Annotated in this window: 20 protein-coding genes; 19 read left to right on the top strand and 1 reads right to left on the bottom strand. The window is 72.0% G+C overall.

The features are described 5' to 3' along the window. The 3 genes from G408_RS0110020 to G408_RS0110010 all read left to right on the top strand — a co-directional run bounded on the left by G408_RS0110020 (position 1) and on the right by G408_RS0110010 (position 4,929). A complete protein-coding gene (locus tag G408_RS0110020) occupies positions 1-1,221 on the top strand; it encodes an ABC transporter permease (RefSeq protein ID WP_028770976.1) in 1,221 nt (406 codons plus the stop codon). An 88-nt stretch (positions 1,222-1,309) separates the two neighbouring features. Further along, on the top strand, positions 1,310-2,662 hold the full coding sequence (locus tag G408_RS0110015) for an amidohydrolase (protein WP_051282872.1): 1,353 nt from the start codon (positions 1,310-1,312) through the stop codon (positions 2,660-2,662). Between the two features lie 11 nt (positions 2,663-2,673). Next, positions 2,674-4,929: a CHASE2 domain-containing protein gene (locus G408_RS0110010; protein WP_028770974.1), complete on the top strand. Its 2,256-nt coding sequence runs from the start codon at positions 2,674-2,676 to the stop codon at positions 4,927-4,929. Here the strand turns inward: G408_RS0110010 and G408_RS0110005 are convergent. Further along, positions 4,918-5,670: a response regulator transcription factor gene (locus G408_RS0110005; RefSeq protein WP_051282871.1), complete on the bottom strand. Its 753-nt coding sequence runs from the start codon at positions 5,668-5,670 to the stop codon at positions 4,918-4,920. The genes G408_RS0110010 and G408_RS0110005 overlap by 12 nt on opposite strands. A gap of 473 nt (positions 5,671-6,143) precedes the next feature. On the opposite strand from G408_RS0110005, the gene G408_RS0110000 reads away from it, so the two are divergent. From G408_RS0110000 to G408_RS0109925, 16 genes are all read left to right on the top strand, one after another. After that, positions 6,144-6,659, top strand: a complete 516-nt coding sequence (locus G408_RS0110000; RefSeq protein ID WP_037412920.1) for a flagellar basal body-associated FliL family protein — start codon at positions 6,144-6,146, stop codon at positions 6,657-6,659. Between the two features lie 10 nt (positions 6,660-6,669). After that, positions 6,670-7,653, top strand: coding sequence for a flagellar motor switch protein FliM (gene fliM, locus G408_RS0109995; RefSeq protein WP_028770971.1), 984 nt, complete (start codon positions 6,670-6,672; stop codon positions 7,651-7,653). A 45-nt stretch (positions 7,654-7,698) separates the two neighbouring features. Then, complete coding sequence (fliN, locus tag G408_RS0109990) at positions 7,699-8,013, top strand: flagellar motor switch protein FliN (protein WP_051282916.1); 315 nt, start codon at positions 7,699-7,701, stop codon at positions 8,011-8,013. Continuing rightward, the gene (fliO, locus tag G408_RS0109985) at positions 8,013-8,408 is read left to right on the top strand and encodes a flagellar biosynthetic protein FliO (RefSeq protein WP_028770969.1); all 396 of its coding nucleotides are present in this window, start codon (positions 8,013-8,015) and stop codon (positions 8,406-8,408) included. Before fliN ends, fliO begins: the two co-directional genes overlap by 1 nt. A gap of 58 nt (positions 8,409-8,466) precedes the next feature. After that, entirely contained in the window at positions 8,467-9,255 is a 789-nt protein-coding gene (gene fliP / locus G408_RS0109980) for a flagellar type III secretion system pore protein FliP (protein WP_028770968.1), read from the top strand. 2 nt (positions 9,256-9,257) lie between these two features. Continuing rightward, the gene (locus G408_RS0109975) at positions 9,258-9,527 is read left to right on the top strand and encodes a flagellar biosynthetic protein FliQ (protein WP_028770967.1); all 270 of its coding nucleotides are present in this window, start codon (positions 9,258-9,260) and stop codon (positions 9,525-9,527) included. A gap of 16 nt (positions 9,528-9,543) precedes the next feature. Then, complete coding sequence (gene fliR, locus G408_RS0109970; RefSeq protein ID WP_037412919.1) at positions 9,544-10,341, top strand: flagellar biosynthetic protein FliR; 798 nt, start codon at positions 9,544-9,546, stop codon at positions 10,339-10,341. 4 nt (positions 10,342-10,345) lie between these two features. After that, the gene (flhB, locus tag G408_RS0109965; RefSeq protein ID WP_028770965.1) at positions 10,346-11,473 is read left to right on the top strand and encodes a flagellar biosynthesis protein FlhB; all 1,128 of its coding nucleotides are present in this window, start codon (positions 10,346-10,348) and stop codon (positions 11,471-11,473) included. 445 nt (positions 11,474-11,918) lie between these two features. Continuing rightward, entirely contained in the window at positions 11,919-13,913 is a 1,995-nt protein-coding gene (gene flhA, locus G408_RS0109960; RefSeq protein WP_245584308.1) for a flagellar biosynthesis protein FlhA, read from the top strand. 54 nt (positions 13,914-13,967) lie between these two features. Next, complete coding sequence (gene flhF / locus G408_RS0109955; protein WP_037412916.1) at positions 13,968-15,416, top strand: flagellar biosynthesis GTPase FlhF; 1,449 nt, start codon at positions 13,968-13,970, stop codon at positions 15,414-15,416. Beyond that, a complete protein-coding gene (locus tag G408_RS14215) occupies positions 15,406-16,242 on the top strand; it encodes a MinD/ParA family protein (RefSeq protein ID WP_037412915.1) in 837 nt (278 codons plus the stop codon). The genes flhF and G408_RS14215 overlap by 11 nt, the downstream gene beginning before the upstream one ends. Continuing rightward, positions 16,239-16,985, top strand: coding sequence for an RNA polymerase sigma factor FliA (locus G408_RS0109945; protein WP_028770962.1), 747 nt, complete (start codon positions 16,239-16,241; stop codon positions 16,983-16,985). Before G408_RS14215 ends, G408_RS0109945 begins: the two co-directional genes overlap by 4 nt. Before the next feature lie 48 nt (positions 16,986-17,033). Then, positions 17,034-17,429 (top strand): chemotaxis response regulator CheY, encoded by a 396-nt coding sequence (gene cheY / locus G408_RS0109940; RefSeq protein ID WP_028770961.1) that lies wholly within the window; start codon positions 17,034-17,036, stop codon positions 17,427-17,429. Further along, positions 17,426-18,037 (top strand): protein phosphatase CheZ, encoded by a 612-nt coding sequence (locus G408_RS0109935; protein WP_028770960.1) that lies wholly within the window; start codon positions 17,426-17,428, stop codon positions 18,035-18,037. Before cheY ends, G408_RS0109935 begins: the two co-directional genes overlap by 4 nt. 10 nt (positions 18,038-18,047) lie before the next feature. Further along, positions 18,048-19,703, top strand: a complete 1,656-nt coding sequence (locus G408_RS0109930; RefSeq protein WP_028770959.1) for a chemotaxis protein CheA — start codon at positions 18,048-18,050, stop codon at positions 19,701-19,703. Between the two features lie 14 nt (positions 19,704-19,717). Next, complete coding sequence (locus tag G408_RS0109925) at positions 19,718-20,461, top strand: flagellar motor protein (protein ID WP_028770958.1); 744 nt, start codon at positions 19,718-19,720, stop codon at positions 20,459-20,461. The last annotated feature ends 4 nt before the right edge of the window (positions 20,462-20,465 follow it).

The raw sequence follows: 20,465 nt of genomic DNA, 5'->3' as shown, positions 1-20,465 counted from the left end.
ATGCAGGCCCTGCTGGAAGCCTTCCGCGCCGCGCTGGCCAGCCTGCTGGCCAACCGCCTGCGCAGCGTGCTTACCACGCTCGGCATCGTCATCGGCACCGGCTCGGTGATCGCCGTCGTTTCGCTGGTGCAGGGCTTCTCCGCCTCGATCAAGGGCCAGCTCGCCGAGCTGGGCGGCAGCACGCTCACCCTGCAGGCGGTGAACACCAACGAGAACTTCCAGAGCGGCCGCTTCAACTACATCACCTTCGACGACCTCGACGTGCTGCGTTACCGCGTGCCGGGCGTGGGCCAGGTCTCGCCGGTGCTGGTGGTGCCGGTGCCCGGGGTGAGCTACCGCGGCCGCACGGTCACGGCCCAGGTGCAGGCCAGCAACGCCGATTACGCGGCGGTCTATGGCCGCTGGCCGGCCAAGGGCCGCTTCCTCGCCCCGGCCGACGACCTCGGCCGGCGCCGGGTGGCGGTGATCGGCGAGAAGCTGCGCGCCGACCTGCGCCTGCCCGAGGACCCCACCGGCGAGTTCATCCGCCTCGGCAACGAGTGGTTCAAGGTGGTGGGCCTGATGGAGAAGCAGGGCGAGCTGCTCGGCTTCAGCCTCGACAACTACCTCATCATCCCCTTCGACGTGGGCCGGGCCATGAGCGGCAACAGCACCCGGCCGATGATGCAGGTGAGCTTCACCGTGCCCGACCTCGAGCAGGTGAACACGGTGCGCGAGCGGGCGAAGCGCGCCATCCGCCTCGCCCGCCGCACCCCGCCCGGCGAGGACGACACCTTCAAGATCGACGCCGCCGACGCCTTCGTGAAGCAGTTCGACCAGGTGGCCGCCACCGCCACCTTCGTGGTGGGCGGCGTGGTCGGCATCAGCCTGCTGGTCGGCGGCATCGGCATCATGAACATCATGCTGGTCTCGGTGACCGAGCGCACCCGCGAGATCGGCATCCTGAAGGCGCTGGGCGCCACCCGCCGCGACATCCTCGTGCAGTTCCTGCTCGAGGCCGCGCTGCTCGCCCTGCTCGGCGGCGTCATCGGCATCATCCTGGGCATTGCGGCGGGCATCGGCGTGGCCTCGCTGATCCCCGGCTTCCCGCCGGCCTCGGTGCCGGTCTGGGTGGTGCTGGCCGCGGCCGGCTTCTCCGCCCTGGTGGGTGTGGCCTTCGGCATCATGCCGGCGTCCAAGGCCGCCGGCCTCGACCCCATCGAGGCGCTGCGCTACGAGTAGCGGCGGCGGGCCGCGGCGTGGCGCCGGGGGCCGCGGGGCCGCGTCTTCCTGCGTATGCTTCGGGGCCATGCCACCGGTTCTGGCCGCCATGCCCCAGCCCCGCGTTTCCGTTCTTCCGGCCGTCCTCCGGCTCCCGGCCCTGCTGCTCGCCGCCCTGCTCGCCGCCGCGCCCGCATCCGCATCCGGCGTGGCAGCGGGCGATCTGGACCAGCGCATCGAGGCCGTACTGCCGGCCGTCACTGCCTGGCGCCGGGATTTCCACCAGCATCCGGAGCTCGGCACCCTCGAGGTGCGCACGGCGGCGAAGGTGGCGGCCCATCTGCGCGGCCTCGGCCTCGAGGTGCGCGAGGGCCTCGGCATCACCGGCGTGGCCGGGCTGCTGAAGGGCGGCCGGCCCGGCCCGCGCATCGCCCTGCGCGCCGACATGGATGCCCTGCCGGTGACCGAGGCCACCGGCCTGCCCTTCGCCTCCCGCGTGCGCACCACCTACCGCGGGCAGGAGGTGGGGGTGATGCATGCCTGCGGCCACGACGCCCATGTCGCCATCCTGATGGGCGTGGCTGAGGTGCTGGCCGGGATGCGCGAGCGCCTGCCCGGCGAGGTGATGTTCGTGTTCCAGCCGGCCGAGGAAGGCCCGCCGCAACCGGGCCAGGTGGTGGGCGCGAAGGCCATGCTGGACGAGGGCCTGTTCGCCGACTGGACGCCGGAGGCGGTGTTCGGCCTACATGTCTGGTCGGCGCTGCCGGCGGGGCGGGTGGGCTACCGCGGCGGCCCCACCATGGCCTCGGTGGACGAATGGGAACTGCGCCTGCGCGGGCGGCAGACGCACGGGGCCCGGCCCTGGGACGGGGTCGATCCGGTGACCATCGCGGCGCAGGTGCAGCTCGCCCTGCAGGCCATCGTGGCGCGGCAGATCGACACCGTGCGCTCGCCGGTGGTGCTCTCCACCGGCCAGGTGCAGGCCGGGGTGCGCTTCAACATCATCCCCGACGAGGCGGTGATGACCGGCACCCTGCGTGCCTTCGACGCCGAGGTGCGGCGCGACGTGATCGCCCGCATGGAGCGCACCGCGAAAGCGATCGCCGAGGCGGCGGGCGGCAGCGCCGAGCTCACGGTGAACCTCAATGCCCCGCTCACCGCCAATGCCTTCGAGCGGGCGCAGCGCGGCGGCGCGGCCCTGCGTGCGGCGCTGGGCGAGGAGTCGGTGGTGGAGATGCCCCTGCTCACCATCGGCGAGGACTTCTCGCAGTTCAGCACGGTGGCGCCCACCTTCTACTGGTTCGTCGGCAGCACCGCGCCCGGCCTCGATCCGCGGCGGGCGCCGATGAACCATTCGCCGGAGTTCCTGCTCGACGAGGCGGCGCTCGGGGTGGGCCTGCGCTCGATGCTGGCGGTGGCCCTCGAGGCCCTGCACGGCGAGGCGGTGCTGCGCGGCCGCTGAGCATGCGCCGGTTGCCCCTCCACCTGTTCGTGGTGCCCGTGCTGGCCGCCCTGCTGGTCGGCTTCGACGTGTTCGGTCCCTTCGACACCCGGCTCTACGACCAGTGGATGCGCCTGCACCGCCGCGCGCCGCCGGCGGAGATCGTGCTGGTGCACATCGACGGCGAGTCGGAGCGCCGTTACCCGGATTTCATCGACCGCCGGCCGCTGGCACTCGCCCGCCTCGTCGACCGCCTGAACCAGGTCAAGCCGCGGGTGATCGGCGTCTACCTGCACTTCGACCCGCGCGACCCGCGCGACCGCGAGGGCCTGCCGGTGCTGCGCGAGGCGCTTTTGCGGCACGGCAATACGGTGGGCAAGGCATTCGCCGCGGACGGCGCGCACATGAGCGCCGAGGAAGGCTTCCGCCATGCCGAGAAGCTCGGTTTCCGCACCTTAGGCGTGCAGCTCGTGGCCACCGGCGAGGACAACGTGATCCGCGGCGGCTACTACGCCACGCCCCTTGCCGGGGCGCTGCGCCCGGCCTTCCCGCTGGCCCTGCTGCAGCAGGCCGGCGACCTCGTGCCGGCGCCGCGCCGCGCCGCCCTGCGGGCGGCCTTCGAATCCCCCGCGGCGGCGAGCGAGCCCTATGTCTTCGCCTTCCTCGGGGGCGCGCGCAGCATCCGCACCATCAATGCCGGCGACGTGCTCGATGGCGAGGTGCACCCCGATGCCTGGCGCGACCGCATCGTGCTGATCGGGCAGTCGGAGCAGGACACCGAGATCAACCTCACCACCCCGGTCTCCGGCTGGGCCCAGGACCTCACCATCGACGAGTTCGAGGCCCAGGCCGCGGCCGCCCTGCTCACCGGGCATGTGTTCCGGGTGCCGCCGGCCTGGGCCAGCGCGCTCGGCATCGGCGGATTGCTGTTCGGCTTCGCCCTGCTGATGCACCGCCTGCCGCAGCGCCGTGCCGCCCTGCTCGGGGGCCTTGGCCTGCTCGCCGTGGTCGGTCTGCATCTCCTCGCCTACCGCCTGCTGTTCTGGGTGCCGGCGGTGGCCCTGTTCATCGCCCTGCCGGTGCAGCTCGGCGTGGAGCTGGCGCGGCGTTTCTCGCGGGCGGCCGCCCAGCTCGCCGCCGAGCTCGCGGTGCTGCGCCGCGAGGCGGCGGGGGCGCCGGCACCGCGGCGCGGCTTCGATTTCGACGAGGCCCTGGCGGCTGTGCGCGAGGCCATCGCCAGCATCCGCCAGCAGCGCGAGTACGTGCACCGGCTGCTCGACCTGCAGCCGGCGGCGATCCTGGTGGTCGATGCGGAGCAGCGGGTGCGGCTCGCCAATGCCCAGGCCCTGGCCTGGCGCCAGCCGCCCGAGGCGGCGAGCAGCTCCCTGCGCGAGTGGCTGCAGGCCATCGACCTTGCCCTGCCGGGCCAGCTTCCGCAGTACCTCGGCAGTGGCAGCACCCGCCTGCTCGCCCGCTGCGGCGAGCGCGAGGTGATCGTGGCCTTCGAGCCGCTGCCGCCCGGCCACGACCCGGCCCGGCACGACACCCTGGTCTGCCTCACCGAGGTCTCTGGCCTGCTGGCCGAGCAGCGCGAGCGCCAGGCCGCCATCGACTTCCTCTCCCACGATCTGCGCGCCCCGGCCCATGCCCTGGTGCAGCTCTGCGAGGGGGTGAAGGCCGGGCCGGAGCTGCCGGCGCCGACCCGCGCCCTGCTGCAGCAGGCCGAACGCCTCGCCCAGCAGCTGGCCCAGATGGCCACCACCTACCTCGACTATGTGCGTGCCGCCTCGCCCGAGGCCTTCACCCGCGCCGATCCGGTGCTGCTCGGCGACGTGCTGGTGGAGGCGGTGGAAACCAGCTCGCCCGCGGCCCGGGCCAAGGGCGTGCGGATCGCCCTGGTGCTGGAGGAGGACGAGCCCGGCTGGGTGCTGGGCGATGCCGCCCTGCTGCGCCGGGCGGTGGAGAACCTGCTGTCGAACGCGCTCAAGGTGACGCCAGCCGGGGGCACGGTCGAGGTGCGGCTGGAGGCCAGGGGCGAGCGGCTGGCGGTGGTGGTGCGCGACGAGGGGCCGGGCATCGCGCCTTCGCGGCGCAGCCAGCTGTTCCAGCGCTTCGGTCCCCTGGCCCGGCGCGAGCACGGCGACGCCCGCTCGGTGGGCCTCGGCCTGGCCATGGTGATGAGCGTGGTGGCCCGCCACCGCGGCACGGTGGTGGTGGACGACCGCCCCGGCGGCGGCGCCGAGTTCCGCATCGAGCTGCCGCGCGAGCAGAAGGCCTCAGCCGCCTGAGCCGCCCGGTGCCTCCTCGGCCTCGCTGCCCGTGGTTTCCAGCCGGTAGCCCTCGCGGTAGACGTTGGCGAGCCGCATCCCGTGCTCGGCGAAGCGCAGCTTGCGGCGCAGGGTGTAGAGGTGGGTGTCGAGGGTGCGCGCCCGCCCCGGCACCTCGCGGCCCCAGACCGCGGCCGCCAGCTCTTCGCGGCGGATCAGCCGGTCGCGGTGCTGGAACAGGTACCAGGCAAGGTCGAACTCCTTGGGCTGCAGCTCGATCCGCTCGCCTTCGCGGTAGACCTCGCGCAGGCTGGCGTCGAGGCGGAACGGCCCGTGTTCCAGGGCCATGGCCGGGGCCGGCCCCGGCTGCGCCCGTCGCAGCACCGCGGCGATGCGCGCCAGCAGCACCCGGCAGGCGGTGGGCTTGGTGATGTAGTCGTCGGCCCCGGCGGCCAGGGCCTCGACGATGCGTTCGTCGTCGTCGAAGCGGCTGAAGATGATCACCGGGGCGCGCCGGCCCACCGCACGGTGCAGCCAGCTCACCAGGGCCACGCCCTCGCCGTCCGGCAGGTTCCAGTCGATCAGGAAGAGGTCGTGGCGGCCGTCGCGCGCCTCGGCCATGAAGCCGGTGCCATCCGGATACCAGTCGGTGTGGTGCCCGGCCCCGCCCAGGGCCGCCAGCACCCGTTCGGCCTCACCGCGGTCGTCCTCGACCAGGGCCACCCGCAGGCCCGGGCCGCCCGTTCCCGGGGCGGCGCTCATGCGTCGGACCCTCCGGGCCCGCGGGGCCGGCAGGCGCCGGCGCCGGGCCGGCGGGAAGGGGGCGAGAGGCAGATCATCGCGGCAGTGTGGCAAGCCCCCGGGGCCTTGGGAAGCCGCGCGCAGGCCGGATAAAGAAGAACCCGGCCGCGGGGGCCGGGTCGGGAAGGGCGCCGGGGCCGGGGCGCGGGGCGCAGGGCAGGGTCGGGAACCGTGGCCGGGGGGGCCGAGCGCCATGCCGCCGGGCCGTCCGGGCCCTTCCATCCCGGAGAAACGGGACGCGGCGAAGCTTGCCGGAACTTTTCCCCGGCTTTGTCAGCAAAGTACAAATTCCACCGATTGAACCCGCCGCCGTTTCGGCGCCTACTAGCCCGGGCCGCCCGTCCGTGCCGGGTGCGACGGATTCCCGGCAGCGTCCGGGACGGAGCCCCGGCATGACGCTTGCACGCCCGCTGCCGACGCCTCGAGGACTGTCCATGGCCGACAAGAAGCCCGCTCCCGCTGCCCCCGCCGCCGAGGCCAAGCCCGGCCTGCCCCTGGTGCCGATCCTCGGCGCCTCGCTGGGCTCGGCCCTGCTGGTGGGTGGCCTGATGTTCTTCCTGATGCCCAAGGCGCCGCCGGCGCCGGCCGCCGGGGGCGAAGAGGCCGCCCAGGCCGCGCCCGACCCGAAGGCCCAGACCCGCTACATCGAGGTCAAGGACCCGCTGGTGGTGAACCTGAGCGGCGGCGGCGCCCGCTACCTGCAGGTACAGGTGCAGCTCGCCACCCGCAGCGAGGCCGGGCAGAAGGCCATCGAAACCCATCTGCCGGCGATCCGCAGCGCGCTTTTGGTGATGCTGCGGCAGACCACCGCCGAGGAGCTGGCCCAGCCTGACGTGATGGTCACCCTGCAGGGCCGGGCGCTGGCCGAGGCCAACCGCGTGCTGGAGGGCGAGACCCGGCAGAAGGACCTGGTGAGCGCCCTCCTGTTCACCAGCTTCGTCACCCAGTGAGGCGGAGGCCATGAGCGACCTGCTGTCCCAGGACGAGATCGACGCCCTGCTGCATGGCGTGGATTCGGGCGCGGTCGAGGCCGAGACCGGCGTCGATGCCGGCGAGGCCAGGCCCTACGATTTCGCCACCCAGGACCGCATCGTGCGTGGGCGCATGCCCACGCTGGAGATGGTGAACGAGCGCTTCGCCCGCATGTGGCGGGTGGGCCTGTTCAACCTGCTGCGGCGCTCCGCCGATCTTTCGGTGCGCGGCGTCGAGCTGATGAAGTTCGCCGACTACCTGCACACGCTCTACGTGCCGACGAACCTCAACCTGATCAAGATGAAGCCGCTGCGCGGCACCGGCCTGATCGTCTTCGAGCCCACCCTGGTCTTCGCCGTGCTCGACAACTTCTTTGGCGGCGCCGGGCGCTTTCCGGCCAAGATCGAGGGCCGCGAGTTCACGCCCACCGAGATGCGCGTGATCCAGCTCATGCTCAAGCAGGCCTTCATCGATCTTACCGAGGCCTGGTCGCCGGTGATGCAGTTCGAGTTCGAGTACACGAACTCGGAGGTGAACCCGCACTTCGCCAGCATCGTCAGCCCGCGCGAATACGTGGTGGTGAGCAAGTTCCACGTCGAGCTGGAGGGCGGCGGCGGCGAGATGCACGTCACCCTGCCCTATGCCATGCTCGAGCCGATCCGCGAGCTCCTGGATGCCGGCATCGCCTCCGACCGCTCGGAGAAGGACGAGAACTTCCCCATCCAGCTGCGCGAAGGCCTGAACCTCGTCGAGCTGGACGTGGCCGGGGTGCTGGCCACCCGCCGGCTCAGCGTGCGCCAGCTCGTGGCGCTGAAGGTGGGCGACATCCTGCCCATCGACGTACCGAAACAGACGCCGCTGGTGGTGGAGGGCCTGCCCCTGTTCGAAGGCCAGTTCGGCCTGCACGGCGGCAAGCATGCCGTGAAGATCAACCGCATCACGCCCACGCAGACGAAGCCGAAGGCGAACTGAAAGGACCCCTCCATGAGCACCGAAAAAGACGCCGCCGATCTTGCCATGTGGGGTGATCTCGCCCCTGGCCCCGAACAGGCCGCCCCGGCCGCCAGCGCCGACGTCAATCTCGACCTGATCCTCGACGTGCAGGTGACCCTGAGCCTCGAGGTGGGCCGCGCCCGCATCCCCATCCGCAACCTGCTGCAGCTCAACCAGGGCTCGGTGGTGGAGCTGGAGCGCGCCGCCGGTGAGCCGCTCGACGTCTACGTCAACGGCACCCTGGTGGCCCAGGGCGAGGTGGTGGTGGTGAACGACCGCTTCGGCGTGCGCCTCACCGAGGTGGTGAGCCCCTCCGAGCGCATCAAGCGCCTGCGCTGATGGACGCTCTCCTGCTCGCCGCCGCCAGTGCCGCGCCGGCCGCCGCCCGGGCCGTGCAGGTGGGGCAGGGCGTGCCGCAGGGCGCCGGCCTCGGCGGCACCCTGCTGGCCCTGGGCCTGGTGGTGGGCCTGATCCTGCTTCTTGCCTGGGCGCTGCGGCGCCTGCCCGGGGGCGGCCTCAGGCCCCTGCCCGGCCTGCGGGTGGTGGCGAGCCTCGCCATCGGCCCGCGCGAGCGCGTGGTGCTGGTGGACTGCGGCGGCCAGCAGCTGCTGCTGGGGGTGACCCAGCACAGCGTGAACCTGCTGCACACCCTGCCCGAGCCCCTGCTCGATGCCCCCACGCAGGCCGGCTTCGCCGAGCTCCTGGCCCGGCTGCGGGCACGGGATTCGGCCTGAGCCCTGCCCGGGGCACTTTCCAGGCACGCCGCTTGCATGGCTCCGGCATCCCCGCCGGATGCCCGTCGTGCCCGCTCTCTCCTCCCGTCTCCTCTCCTCCCTGCCGGTCCTGCTGCTCGCCCTGCTGCCCTCGCTGGCCGCGGCGGCCGGCGGTCCCCAGCCCACCGGCCTGCCCAGCCTCACGGTCGCCAATGTCGGGGGCGAGGACGTGAGCGTCTCGCTGGCGGTGCTGCTCGGCATGACGGCGATCACGCTGCTGCCCTCGCTGCTGCTGGCCTGCACCGCCTTCACCCGCATCATGGTGGTGCTGGCCCTGCTGCGCATGGCCATGGGCACCGGCCAGACGCCAAGCAACCAGGTGCTGGTGGGGCTTGCCCTCTTCCTCACCGTGATGGTGATGGCCCCGGTGATGGACCAGGCCTGGACCCAGGGCCTTTCGCCTTACCTCGAGGGCTCCCTGAGCTTCGCCGATGCCTGGACCGCCACCTCCGAACCCTTCCGCGCCTTCATGCTGGCGCAGGTGCGCGAGAACGACCTGATCACCTTCGCCAACCTCTCCGGGCACACCGAGGGCTTCGCCAGCCCGGCCGACGTGCCCTTCGGCGTGCTGGTGGCCTCCTTCATCACCTCCGAGCTGAAGACCGCCTTCGAGATCGGTTTCCTGATCTTCATCCCCTTCGTGATCATCGACCTCGTGGTGGCCAGCGTGCTGATGTCGATGGGCATGATGATGATGTCGCCCATGCTGATCTCGGCCCCGTTCAAGGTGCTGCTGTTCGTGCTGGTGGACGGCTGGGTGCTGGTGGTGGGCACCCTGGCCGGAAGCTTCAACCCGATGGGGGGCTAGCGATGACGCCGGAGACCGCCATCACCGAGCTGCGCGCCGGGCTGGAGCTGGCCCTGATGGTGGGCGGGCCGCTGCTGGTGGCCGTGCTGGCGGTGGGCGTGGTGGTGGGCCTGCTGCAGGCCGCCACCCAGGTGAACGAGCCCACCGTGGCTTTCGTCGCCAAGGCCGTCGCCATGGTGGTGGCCCTGGCGGCCATGGGCAGCCTGCTGATCGGCATGCTCGTGGACTACACCATCGCGCTGTTCCAGCGCATCCCGCAGATCGTCGGCTGAGCGCGGCAGCCCGGGCATGGCGGCGCAGGGCATCCCCGGCATCGTGCTCGACGGCGAGGCCATGCTGGCCGTCGTCAACGCCACGCTGTGGGCCAGCATCCGCCTCGGCGGCATGCTGATGGTGGCGCCGTTGTTCGGCACGCGCTCGGTGCCGCGCCGGGTCAAGGCCATGCTGGCGATCGCGCTGGGCTTCGCCATGGCGCCGCTGGCCGGGCCGCCGCCGCCGCTGCCGGGCATCGACCCGCTCACCGTGCTGGTGGTGGCGCGCGAACTGTTCATCGGCGTGGCCATCGGCTTCGTGCTGCGGCTCGCCTTCGAGGCCGGCGCGCTCGCCGGCGAGTACATCGCCCAGGGCTCGGGCCTTTCCTTCGCGGTGCTGGCCGACCCGATGCGCGGAGTGAACGCCGGCGTGGTGGGCCAGTGGTTCTACCTCTGCTTCTCGCTGATCTTCCTCTCGCTCAACGGGCATCTGATGCTGGTGGAGCTGATGGCCGATTCCTGGCGCGCGGTGCCGCTCTCCTCCGGCTGGCTGCCCGATGCCGAGGCCCTGCGCGCCGTGCCCGAGTTCGCCCAGCAGATGTTCGTGGTGGCGATCCAGATCGCCCTGCCGGTGGTGCTGGCCCTGCTGGTGGTGAACCTGAGCTTCGGCGTGATGGCGCGCGCCGCGCCCTCGCTCAATCCGATCCAGCTCGGCCTGCCGGCCTCGCTGCTGGTGGGCCTGATCCTCATCGGCACCCTCACCGGCCAGTTGCTCGGGCCGGTGCGCGAACTCCTCGAACAGGCCTTCGGGCAGGCCCTGGGACTGCTGGGGTAGCGCCATGGCGGAAAGCGAGAGCGGCCAGGAGAAAACCGAACTCCCGACCCCGAAACGGCTGGAGGATGCGCGCAGGAAAGGCGACAACCCGCGCTCGCCGGAACTCGCCACGGCCGCGGTGTTCAGTGGCGCCGTGCTCGGCCTGATGCTGTTCGGCGACTGGATGGCCGGCCATGCCCTGGCCTGGATGAAGAACAGCCTGGCCCGTGCCGGCGAGGGCCGGGGCATGGGCCAGGACCTCGTCGACCGTGGCCTGCTTTCGCTTGGCGAGCTCATGCTCGCCATCGCCCCGCTGATGGCCATGTGCCTGCTCTTCGCCCTGGTGGCGCCGGCGGTGCTGGGGGTGCGCTTCAGCGCCGAGGCGATGGCGCCGAAGCCGGAGCGGCTCTCGCCACTGCAGGGAGTGAAGCGGCTCTTCGGCATGCAGGCGCTCGGCGAGCTCGTGAAATCCCTGTTTCGCGTGCTGCTGCTGGGCGGCATCGGCACCGCCTATTTCCTGCTCTACGAAGACCGGCTGCTGGCGCTCTCGCAGCTGCCGGTGGCCGCCGCCGCCGCCCAGGGCTTCGGCCTCATCCTCGGCCTGCTGCTGGCCATGGGCCTCGGCCTCGGCCTGCTGGCCGCCGCCGACGTGCCCTTCCAGTTCTGGAACTGGAAGCGCCGGCTGAAGATGACCCGGCAGGAACTGCGCGAGGAGCTGAAGGAGACCGACGGCAACCCCGAGGTGAAGGGGCAGATCCGCCGCCTGCAGCAGCAGGTGGCCAACCGCCGGATGATGGAGGCCGTGCCTACCGCCGACGTGGTGGTGGTGAACCCCACCCACTACGCGGTGGCGCTGAAATACGACGGCAACCGCCACCGCGCCCCGGTGGTGGTGGCCAAGGGCATCGACGAGGTGGCGCTCAACATCCGCAAGGTGGCCGAGGCCCACCGCGTGGCCATCGTCTCCGCCCCGCCGCTGGCCCGCGTGCTGCATGCCCAGGGCGAACTCGGCCGGGAGATTCCGGTGGCCCTGTACCAGGCGGTGGCGCAGGTACTGAGCTACGTCTACCAGCTCAAGGTATGGACGCCGCGCCGCGGGCCCTACCCGACGCTGCCGGATTTCGGCGACCTGGAGGCGCCGGGGCCGGGCTGAGCGGGGCGCGGGAGCTCTTGGTGGGAGCGCCTGCCATCGCGTGGTTTGCGCCCCCGTGCAGCTCAGATTCCGCGTCCGGCTCCATATTCGCTGCCGCTCGGCGTCCTGCCTCGCTCACGGGGGCGCAATCCCCGCGGGCGCGGCGCTCCCTGCAAGGCTGTGGCGAGCCGCGACGCTGCGCGGGGCGGTTCGCGGACAGCGAGGCAGGGATGCCGAGCGCCCGAGTCGGGGCAGGACAGCCCCGACCGAGGGAGAAGCGAATGCCCCGCGCAGCCGGCAGGCTCGCACGATGGGCCCGCGTCCCGGCACGCATCTTGCACGACCGGCTCGACCCCATGCCCGGACACGATGCCCGATGGCCGCCGTGAGTCCCTCCTTCAGCCGCACCCGCCAACTGATCCAGCAGGGCGCCGCGGTGCCGATCGTGCTGCTCGGCCTGCTGGCGATGATCGTGGTGCCCCTGCCGCCGATCGCCCTCGATGCCCTGTTCACCCTCAACATCGCCGCCTCGCTGGTGGTGTTGCTGGCGGTGATCTATGTCAGGCGGCCGCTGGAGTTTTCGATCTTCCCCACCGTGTTGCTGTTGGTCACTCTGATGCGTCTCGCGCTCAACGTGGCCTCCACCCGCGTGGTGCTGCTCAACGGCCACCAGGGGCACGAGGCCGCCGGTCAGGTGATCGCCAGCTTCGGCCAGTTCGTGGTGGGCGGCAGCTATGCGGTTGGCATCATCGTCTTTGCCATCCTCACCATCATCAACTTCATCGTCATCACCAAGGGCGCCACCCGCGTCTCGGAAGTGGCGGCGCGCTTCACCCTGGACGCCCTGCCCGGCAAGCAGATGGCGATCGACGCCGACCTCAACGCCGGCATCCTCACCCGCGAGGAGGCCAGGGCGCGGCGCGAGGAGGTGCGCGAGGAGGCCGACTTCTACGGCTCGATGGACGGCGCCGGCAAGTTCGTGCGCGGCGACGCCATCGCTGGCATCCTCATCCTGTTCATCAACATCCTCGGCGGTTTTGCCATCGGCACCCTGCAGCACGGCCTGTCGGCGGCCGATGCGGCCCAAACCTACATCCTGCTCTCGATCGGCGACGGCCTGGTGGCGCAGCTGCCGGCCCTGCTGGTCTCCACCGCGGTGGCGGTCATCGTCACCCGGGTGTCGCGCTCGCAGGACATGGGCAATGCCATGGTCGGGCAGGTGTTCGGGCAGTACAAGCCGCTCGCCATCACCGCCGGCATCATCGGCCTCGTGGGCCTGGTGCCGGGCATGCCGAACCTCGCCTTCCTCACCCTCGCCGCCGGCCTCGGCTGGCTGGCCTGGCGGATGCACCAGCACGAGCGCGCCGAGGCCGCGCGGCAGGCCGAGGAGGCCGCCCGGCAGCTGGTGGCCGGTCCGGCGCCGGGTGCGCCGGCCGAGCTCAGCTGGGACGAGGTGCGGCCGGTGGATGCGCTCGGCCTGGAGGTGGGTTTCCGCCTGATCCCGCTGGTGGACAAGGGGCAGGGCGGCGACCTGATGGCGCGGATCAAGGCGATCCGCCGCAAGCAGACCCAGGACCTCGGCTTCCTGGTGCCGGCGGTGCACATCCGCGACAACCTCGATCTGCCGCCGAACCAGTACCGGGTGCTGGTGCATGGCGTGCCGGTGGCGGTGGGCGAGGTGCACCCGGACCGCGAGATGGCCCTGAACCCGGGGCAGGTGTTCGGCGAGGTGCAGGGCATCCCCGGCCGCGACCCGGCCTTCGGCCTCGAGGCAGTGTGGGTGCAGCCGGCGCAGCGGGCGCAGGCCGAATCGCTGGGCTACACGGTGGTAGACCCGGCCACGGTGATCGCCACCCATCTCTCGCATCTGATCCGCGAGCACGCCAGCGAGCTTCTGGGCCTGGAGGAAGTGCAGGCCCTGCTCGATACCCTGAAGAAATCCGCGCCCAAGCTGGTGGAGGACCTCACGCCCAAGACCCTGCCGCTGGCGGTGGTGGCGCGGGTGCTGCAGAACCTGTTGGCCGAGAAGGTGCCGATCCGGCAGATCCGGCAGATCGCCGAGGCCCTGCTGGAGCACGGCGCCGCCACCCAGGACCCGGCCCAGCTCACCGCCGCGGTGCGCACCGCGCTGGGGCGTTTCATCGTGCAGGAGATCAATGGCATGAACCCGGAGCTGCCGGTCTACACCCTGGCCCCGCAGCTGGAACGGATCTTGCAGGACTCGGTCAACGGGAACACGGCCGCGCTCGAACCGGGCCTGGCCGAGCGCCTGCAGGAGAGCCTCGCCGACTGCGTACAGCGGCAGGAAGCCCGCGGCGAACCCGCCGTGCTGCTGGTGCCGGGCGGCGTGCGCGGGGTGCTCTCGCGGATGTTCCGGCACGGCATCCCCTCGCTGCAGGTGCTGGCCTACGGCGAGATCCCGGAAGACAAACGGCTGAAGCTGGTCGGTTCGATCGGCTGAGGCCTTCAGGTACACCGAAGCCATACGCGGCCGCCGCCGCCGGAGTAGACCACCATGAAGATCAAGCGCTTCGTTGCCCCGGACATGCGGACGGTGCTGCGCATGGTCCGCGAGGAGCAGGGGGCCGACGCGGTCATCCTCTCGAACCGGTCGGTACCGGGCGGCATCGAGGTGGTGGCGGCCACCGACTACGACGAGCAGCTGGCCCAGGATGCCCTCAAATCGCTGATCCCCACCCGCCCGGCCACCGCCCTCGACCAGGCGCCGGCGGCCGATGTCGGCCTGCCGGGGGAACTCGCCAAGGCCCTGCGTGCCGCCGCGCCGCCGCCGCCCGCGCCGGCCAGGCCTGCCGCCGCCGGCCGCCGGGCCGACTTCTCGACCTTCCTCGCCGAGGCCAAGGACCGCATCGTCCGCGCCGCCGAGGCCGTGCCGCGGCCCCGGCCCAGCGCCGGCTTCATGGACCCCGAGCCCGGCCCGCCGCCCCGGCCGCGCAGCGAGGACTGGGCCGCGGCCGCCAGCCGGGCGGCCGAGGACCTGGCGCCGCCGCCCGAAGCCCGTCCCGCCGGGCCGCGCCCGGTGCGGATCTCGCCCTGGGACGAGGACCCGGCGCTGGGCGAGGTGCGGGCCGAGCTCGCCGAGATGCGCGGCATGATCGAGCGCGAGATGCAGCGCATGGCCGGCGAGCGCCTGCGCGGCAGTCCGGCCCGCGCCTTCGCCCTCGATGCCCTCGCCGGCTACGGCTGCGAGGACGCCCTGGCCCGCGAGGTGGCCGCCAAGATCCCGGCGGATGCCGAACCGGCCCGGGCCCGGGGGCTGATGCTGGGCCAGCTCGCCCACCTGATCCCGGTGGCCACCCGCGACCCCCTGCGCACCCCGGGCGTGGTGGCCCTGGTCGGCCCCACCGGGGCCGGCAAGACCACCACCGTGGCCAAGCTGGCGGCCCGCTATGCCGCCCAGCACGGCCCGCGCGACGTCGCCCTGATCACCACCGACACCCAGCGCCCGGGCGGCCGCGAGCAGCTGCATGCCTATGGCCGGGAGTTCGGCCTGACCGTGGTCGAGGCCGGCAGCGAGGAGGCCCTGCATGCCGCCCTCGGGCGGCTCTCCGCCTACCCGCTGGTGCTGGTGGACACCGCCGGCCACGGCCCGCGCGACCGCGCCCTGGTGGGCCAGCTCAACTGGTTGCGTCACGCCGGCAAGGTGCGGACGATGCTGGTCATGCCCGCCAATGCCCACAACGCCGACCTCGACGAGGTGGTCCGCCGCTTCGGCTTCATCGCCCCGGAAGCGGCCATCCTGACCAAGCTGGACGAGACCGGCCGGCTCGGCGCCGCGCTCTCGGTGCTGGCCCGCCACCGCCTGCCGCTGGCCTGGACCACCGACGGCCAGCGGGTGCCCGAGGACATCGCCGCCGCCGACCCCAGCCATCTCGTGCTGCGGCTGGAGGAGCTGCGCCGCGCCGGCGACCGGCCGCTGGAGGTGGAGGGCGCCGATGCCGCCTGAGGCCGCCGGCCCGGTGCGGGTGCTGGCCGTCGCCTCCGGCAAGGGCGGCGTGGGCAAGACCAATGTCTCGGTGAACCTGGCCACCGCGCTCGCCGCCCTGGGCGAGCGGGTGATGCTGCTGGATGCCGATTTCGGCCTCGCCAACGTCGATGTGCTGCTCGGCCTGACCCCGAAGCTCACCCTCGCCGACGTGGTGGCCGGCCGCGCCGCGCTGGCCGAGATCCTGCTGCCGGGGCCGAGGGGGGTGCAGATCGTGCCCTCGGCCTCCGGCAAGCGGCACATGGCCGAGATGAGCCCGGCCGAGCATGCCGGCATCGTCCAGGCCGTCTCGGCCTACGAGGGCCCGCTCGACACCCTGGTGGTGGACACCGCCGCCGGCATCAACGACGCCGTGCTCACCTTCTGCCAGGCGGCGCAGGAGGTGCTGGTGGTGGTCTGCGACGAGCCGGCCTCGATCACCGACGCCTATGCCTTGGTGAAGGTGCTGTGCCGCGAGCGCGGCCTGCGCCGGGTGCACGTGGTGGCCAACCTGGTGCGCAGCCCGGTCGAGGGCCGGGCGCTCTACGACAAGCTGGCCCGGGTGGTGGAGAAATTCCTGCCCGAGGCCTCGCTGGCCTACCTCGGGGCCATCCCCCAGGACGAGCACCTGCGGCGTGCCGTGCAGCGCCAGAAACCGGTGGTCGAGGCCTTCCCGGCCTCGCCCTCGGCCGCCGCCTTCCGCGAGCTCGCCACCCGCGTCCATCGCTGGGCCAGGACCTCCACGCCGCGTGGTCACGTGGAGTTCTTCCTCGAGCGTATGCTGGAGGCCGGAGGTGCCCGCGCATGATCGCCCCCGCCGCCCAGTACCGAGCCGTCCAGCGAGGCCCCCTCCTCGAGGTGGTGGAGCGGCACACGGAGCTGGTGCGGCGCATCGCCCACCATCTGGCGGCGCGGCTGCCCGCCAGCGTCGAGATCGACGACCTCGTGCAGGCCGGCATGCTGGGCCTGATCGAGGCCGCCTCCAACTTCGACAGCGAGCAGGGCGCCAGCTTCGAGACCTATGCCTCGATCCGCATCCGCGGCGCCATGATCGACGAGATCCGCAAGGGCGACTGGACCCCGCGCTCGGTGCACCGCAGGAGCCGCGAGGCCGCCGAGGCGATCCGCCGCATCGAACAGGCCACCGGGCGCGCCGCCACCGGCGCCGAGGTGGCGAAGGCCCTCGGCCTGAGCCCCGAGGAGTACGCCCGGCTGCTGGAGGACGCCGTCTCCGGCCAGGTGCTGAGCCTCGATTCCCACCTCGAGGACCATGGCGAGGCCCACCTGCCCTGCGACAGCGCGGCCGCCCCGGACCGCCAGGTGGTGGCCGAGGAGTTCCGCCGCCATCTCGCCGAGGCCATCGGCCGCCTGCCCGAGCGCGAGCAGCTGGTGCTCTCCCTCTACTACGAGCAGGAGCTGAACCTCAAGGAGATCGGCGCCGTGCTCGGCGTCTCCGAGTCCCGGGTCTGCCAGATCCACGGCCAGGCCATGCTGCGCCTGCGTGCCCATTTAGGCGACTTCGGTTCTGCCGATAAGGACACGGAGGCCTGAGGCCAGGGGCTTCTAGAATCGCCGCATCCGGCAACACGAGGATTCCGAGTGAACAAGAACATGCGCATCCTGGTGGTCGACGATTTCTCGACGATGCGCCGCATCGTCAAGAACCTGCTCGCCGACCTCGGGCTCACCAACGTGGCCGAGGCCGAGGACGGCGGCGTGGCCTTCACCATGCTCAAGCAGGGCGGTTTCGATTTCGTCGTCACCGACTGGAACATGCCGGGCGTGACCGGCATCGAGCTTCTCAAGATGATCCGCGCCGACGAGAAGCTGAAGACCCTGCCGGTGCTGATGGTCACCGCCGAGGCCAAGCGCGAGCAGATCATCGAAGCGGCGCAGGCCGGCGTGAACGGCTACATCATCAAGCCCTTCACCGCCGCCACCCTCAAGGAAAAGATCGACAAGATCTTCGAACGCCTGGGCAGCGCAGCGGCATGAGCGACACGGCGCGCAACCTCGACCTCGCCGCCCACCTGCGGGCGGCGCTGGAGGCCATCGGCCAGGCCGACGAGGCCAGCCTGCGCGCCGAACTCAATGCCATCCTGCAATGGCAGGAAGGGCCGCTGGTGGAAGGCCTGGCGCGCTTGAGCCAGCAGCTCGGCGAGGCGCTCGGCGAGCTGCCGGCGGTGGATGCGGCGGTGGGCGAACTGCCCGATGCCTGCGCCCGCCTCGACCATGCCGTGGCCATGAGCGAGCAGGCCGCCAACCGCACCCTCGACCTCGTCGAGGACTCGCAGCGGCTGATGGAGCGCCTGCTGGTGCCCAGCGCCGACCACGAGGAACTGCTGAAGGCCCTGCGCGGGAACCTCTCGGAGATGGCGCTGGCGCAGAGCTACCAGGACCTCACCGGGCAGATCATCAAGAAGGTGGCCGGCATCGTGCGCGGGGTGCACGACCAGCTCAGCGCCATGGGCCTGCCGCCGGGCGGCGCGCGGAAGAAGGACGAAGACCCGCTCGCCGGCACTGGCCCGAGTATTGCAGGGCTGGACCGGCCGGCGGCCTCGCAGCGCGACGCCGACGACCTGCTGTCCGACCTCGGCCTGTGAAGGAGCGCCCATGGCTGCCGTCTCGCCCGACATCGCCGCCGATTTCCTCGTCGAAGCCGGCGAGATCCTCGAGCGCCTCGGCGAGCAGCTGGTGCAGCTCGAGCAGGCGGCCGACGACAAGGGCCTGCTGAACGCGGTCTTCCGCGGCTTCCACACCATCAAGGGCGGCGCCGGCTTCCTTGGCCTCACCCCCATGGTCGATCTCTGCCATGCCCTCGAGGACGCCTTCGACAAGGCCCGCGACGGCAAGATCCTGCTCGACGACGACGCCTTCGATTACGCCCAGCGCTGCCTCGACACCCTCTCCGCGCAGATGGCCGCCCTCGCCGCCGGGCAGGAACTGCCGCCCGCCGAGCCGGAGCTGATCGCCTCGATCAAGGCCTGGGCCTCGGGCTCGGCCGCCACCCGGCCGGCCAAGCCGGCCGCCGCCAGGCCCGCGGCGGGTGCGTCTGCCGCACCCAGGCCCGCGGCCCCGGCCAAGGCCGGCGGCGAGGCCGAGCAGACCGTGCGCGTCGATACCAAGCGCCTCGATGCCATCGTCAACCTCACCGGCGAGCTGGTGCTGGCGCGCAACCGGCTCAAGGTGCTGCGCGACCGCTTCAAGGACGAGGACCTGCACCGCGCGGTGACCGCCCTCGACCATGCCACCGCCCGCCTGCAGGGCTCGGTGATGCGCACCCGCATGCAGCCGGTGAGCCGGGTGTTCCAGCGTTTCCCGAAGATGGCCCGCGACGTCGCCCGCCAGCTCGACAAGCAGGTGGAGCTCACGCTCGAGGGGGCCGAGACCGAGCTCGACCGCAATCTCGTCGAGGCACTCGCCGATCCCTTGGTGCATCTCGTGCGCAATGCCATCGACCATGGCATCGAGAAGCCCGAGGTGCGCCGCGCCGCCGGCAAGAACCCGGTCGGCCAGGTCTTCCTCTCGGCGCGCCAGGAAGGCGACAACGTCGCCATCGAGATCCGCGATGACGGCGGCGGCATGGACCCGGAGAGACTACGCGCCAAGGCGGTGGAGAAGGGCCTGCTCACCCCCGAGGCGGCGGCCCGGCTGGGCGCCGAGGAATGCTTCCAGCTGATCTTCCTGCCCGGCTTCTCGACCAAGCAGGAGGTGACCGACATCTCCGGCCGCGGCGTCGGCATGGACGTGGTGCAGTCGAAGATCCGCGAGCTCTCCGGCCAGATCCAGATCCACTCCGAGCTCGGCCAGGGCTCGCGTTTCGTCATCCGTGTGCCGCTCACGCTGGCCATCCTTCCCACCCTGCTGGTGCGCGTCTCTGGTACCACCTACGCCCTGCCGCTCTCGCGTGTGGTCGAGGTGCTGCCGATGCCGCAGCAGAAGCCCGACTACGTCGATGGCCAGCCGGTGCTCGACCTGCGTTCCACCACCCTACCGCTCGTCTGGCTGCGCGCCTGGCTGCGCCTCGAGCCCTGCGCCAACGGCGAGGTCATCGTGGTGCTGCAGAGCGGCGATTTCCGCTACGGCCTGGTCGTCGACCAGGTGCGAGGCCGCGAGGAGGTGGTGATCAAGGCCCTGCCCAAGCGGGTGCGCGGCATCCCCGGCTATGCCGGCGCCACCCTGATCGGCGATGGCACGCTCTCCCTGATCCTCGACGTGGACGGCATCCTGCGCAGCATGCGTAGCGGCGACCGCCTGCGGCGGGCCTGAAGGGGCGGCGCGGCATGGACATCCTCAGCCTCGCGGGCCTCGTCCTCGCCCTCGTCGCCATCGTCGGCGGCAGCCTCGCCAAGGGTGCGGGCCTGTCGGCGCTGTGGAACTTCGCTGCTTTCCTGATCGTCATCGTCGGCACCACCGGCGCGGTGCTGCTGCAGAGCGGCCTGCCCACCTTCAAGCGCGCCCTGCAGCTGGCGCGCTGGATCGTGCAGCCGCCGCCGGACGACCGCAAACGGCTGATCGCCCAGGTGGTGGACTGGGCCGGCACCGCGCGCAAGCAGGGCCTGCTCGGCCTCGAGTCGCAGGTGGCGCGGCAGTCCGACCGCTTCATCGCCAAGGGCCTGCAGATGCTGGTGGATGGCGTGGAGCCGGAGACCCTGCGGCACATGCTGGAGATCGAGATCGCCGCCGAGGAGCATGCCGACACCCAGGCCGCCAAGGTCTTCGAGGCCGCCGGCGTGTACGCGCCCACGCTCGGCATCGTCGGCGCCGTGCTCGGCCTGATGTCGGTGATGAAGAACCTCGCCGATCCTTCCAAGCTCGGCAGCGGCATCGCCGCCGCCTTCACCGCCACCATCTACGGCATCGCCTCGGCCAACTGCCTGTTCCTGCCGGCGGCCAGCAAGCTCAAGGCCATCATCCGCCGCCGCGCCGGCGACCGCGAGCTGGTGCTGGAAGGCCTGGTCTCGATCGCCCATGGCGAGAATCCGCGCAACATCGAACTCCGCCTCGGCGGGTTCCTGCACGGCTGAGGCG

This window comes from Silanimonas lenta DSM 16282 (assembly GCF_000429065.1).
Taxonomy (GTDB): domain Bacteria; phylum Pseudomonadota; class Gammaproteobacteria; order Xanthomonadales; family Xanthomonadaceae; genus Silanimonas; species Silanimonas lenta.
Note: the sequence above shows the minus strand (reverse complement) of the source record. Positions and strands in the feature narration are given on the sequence as shown.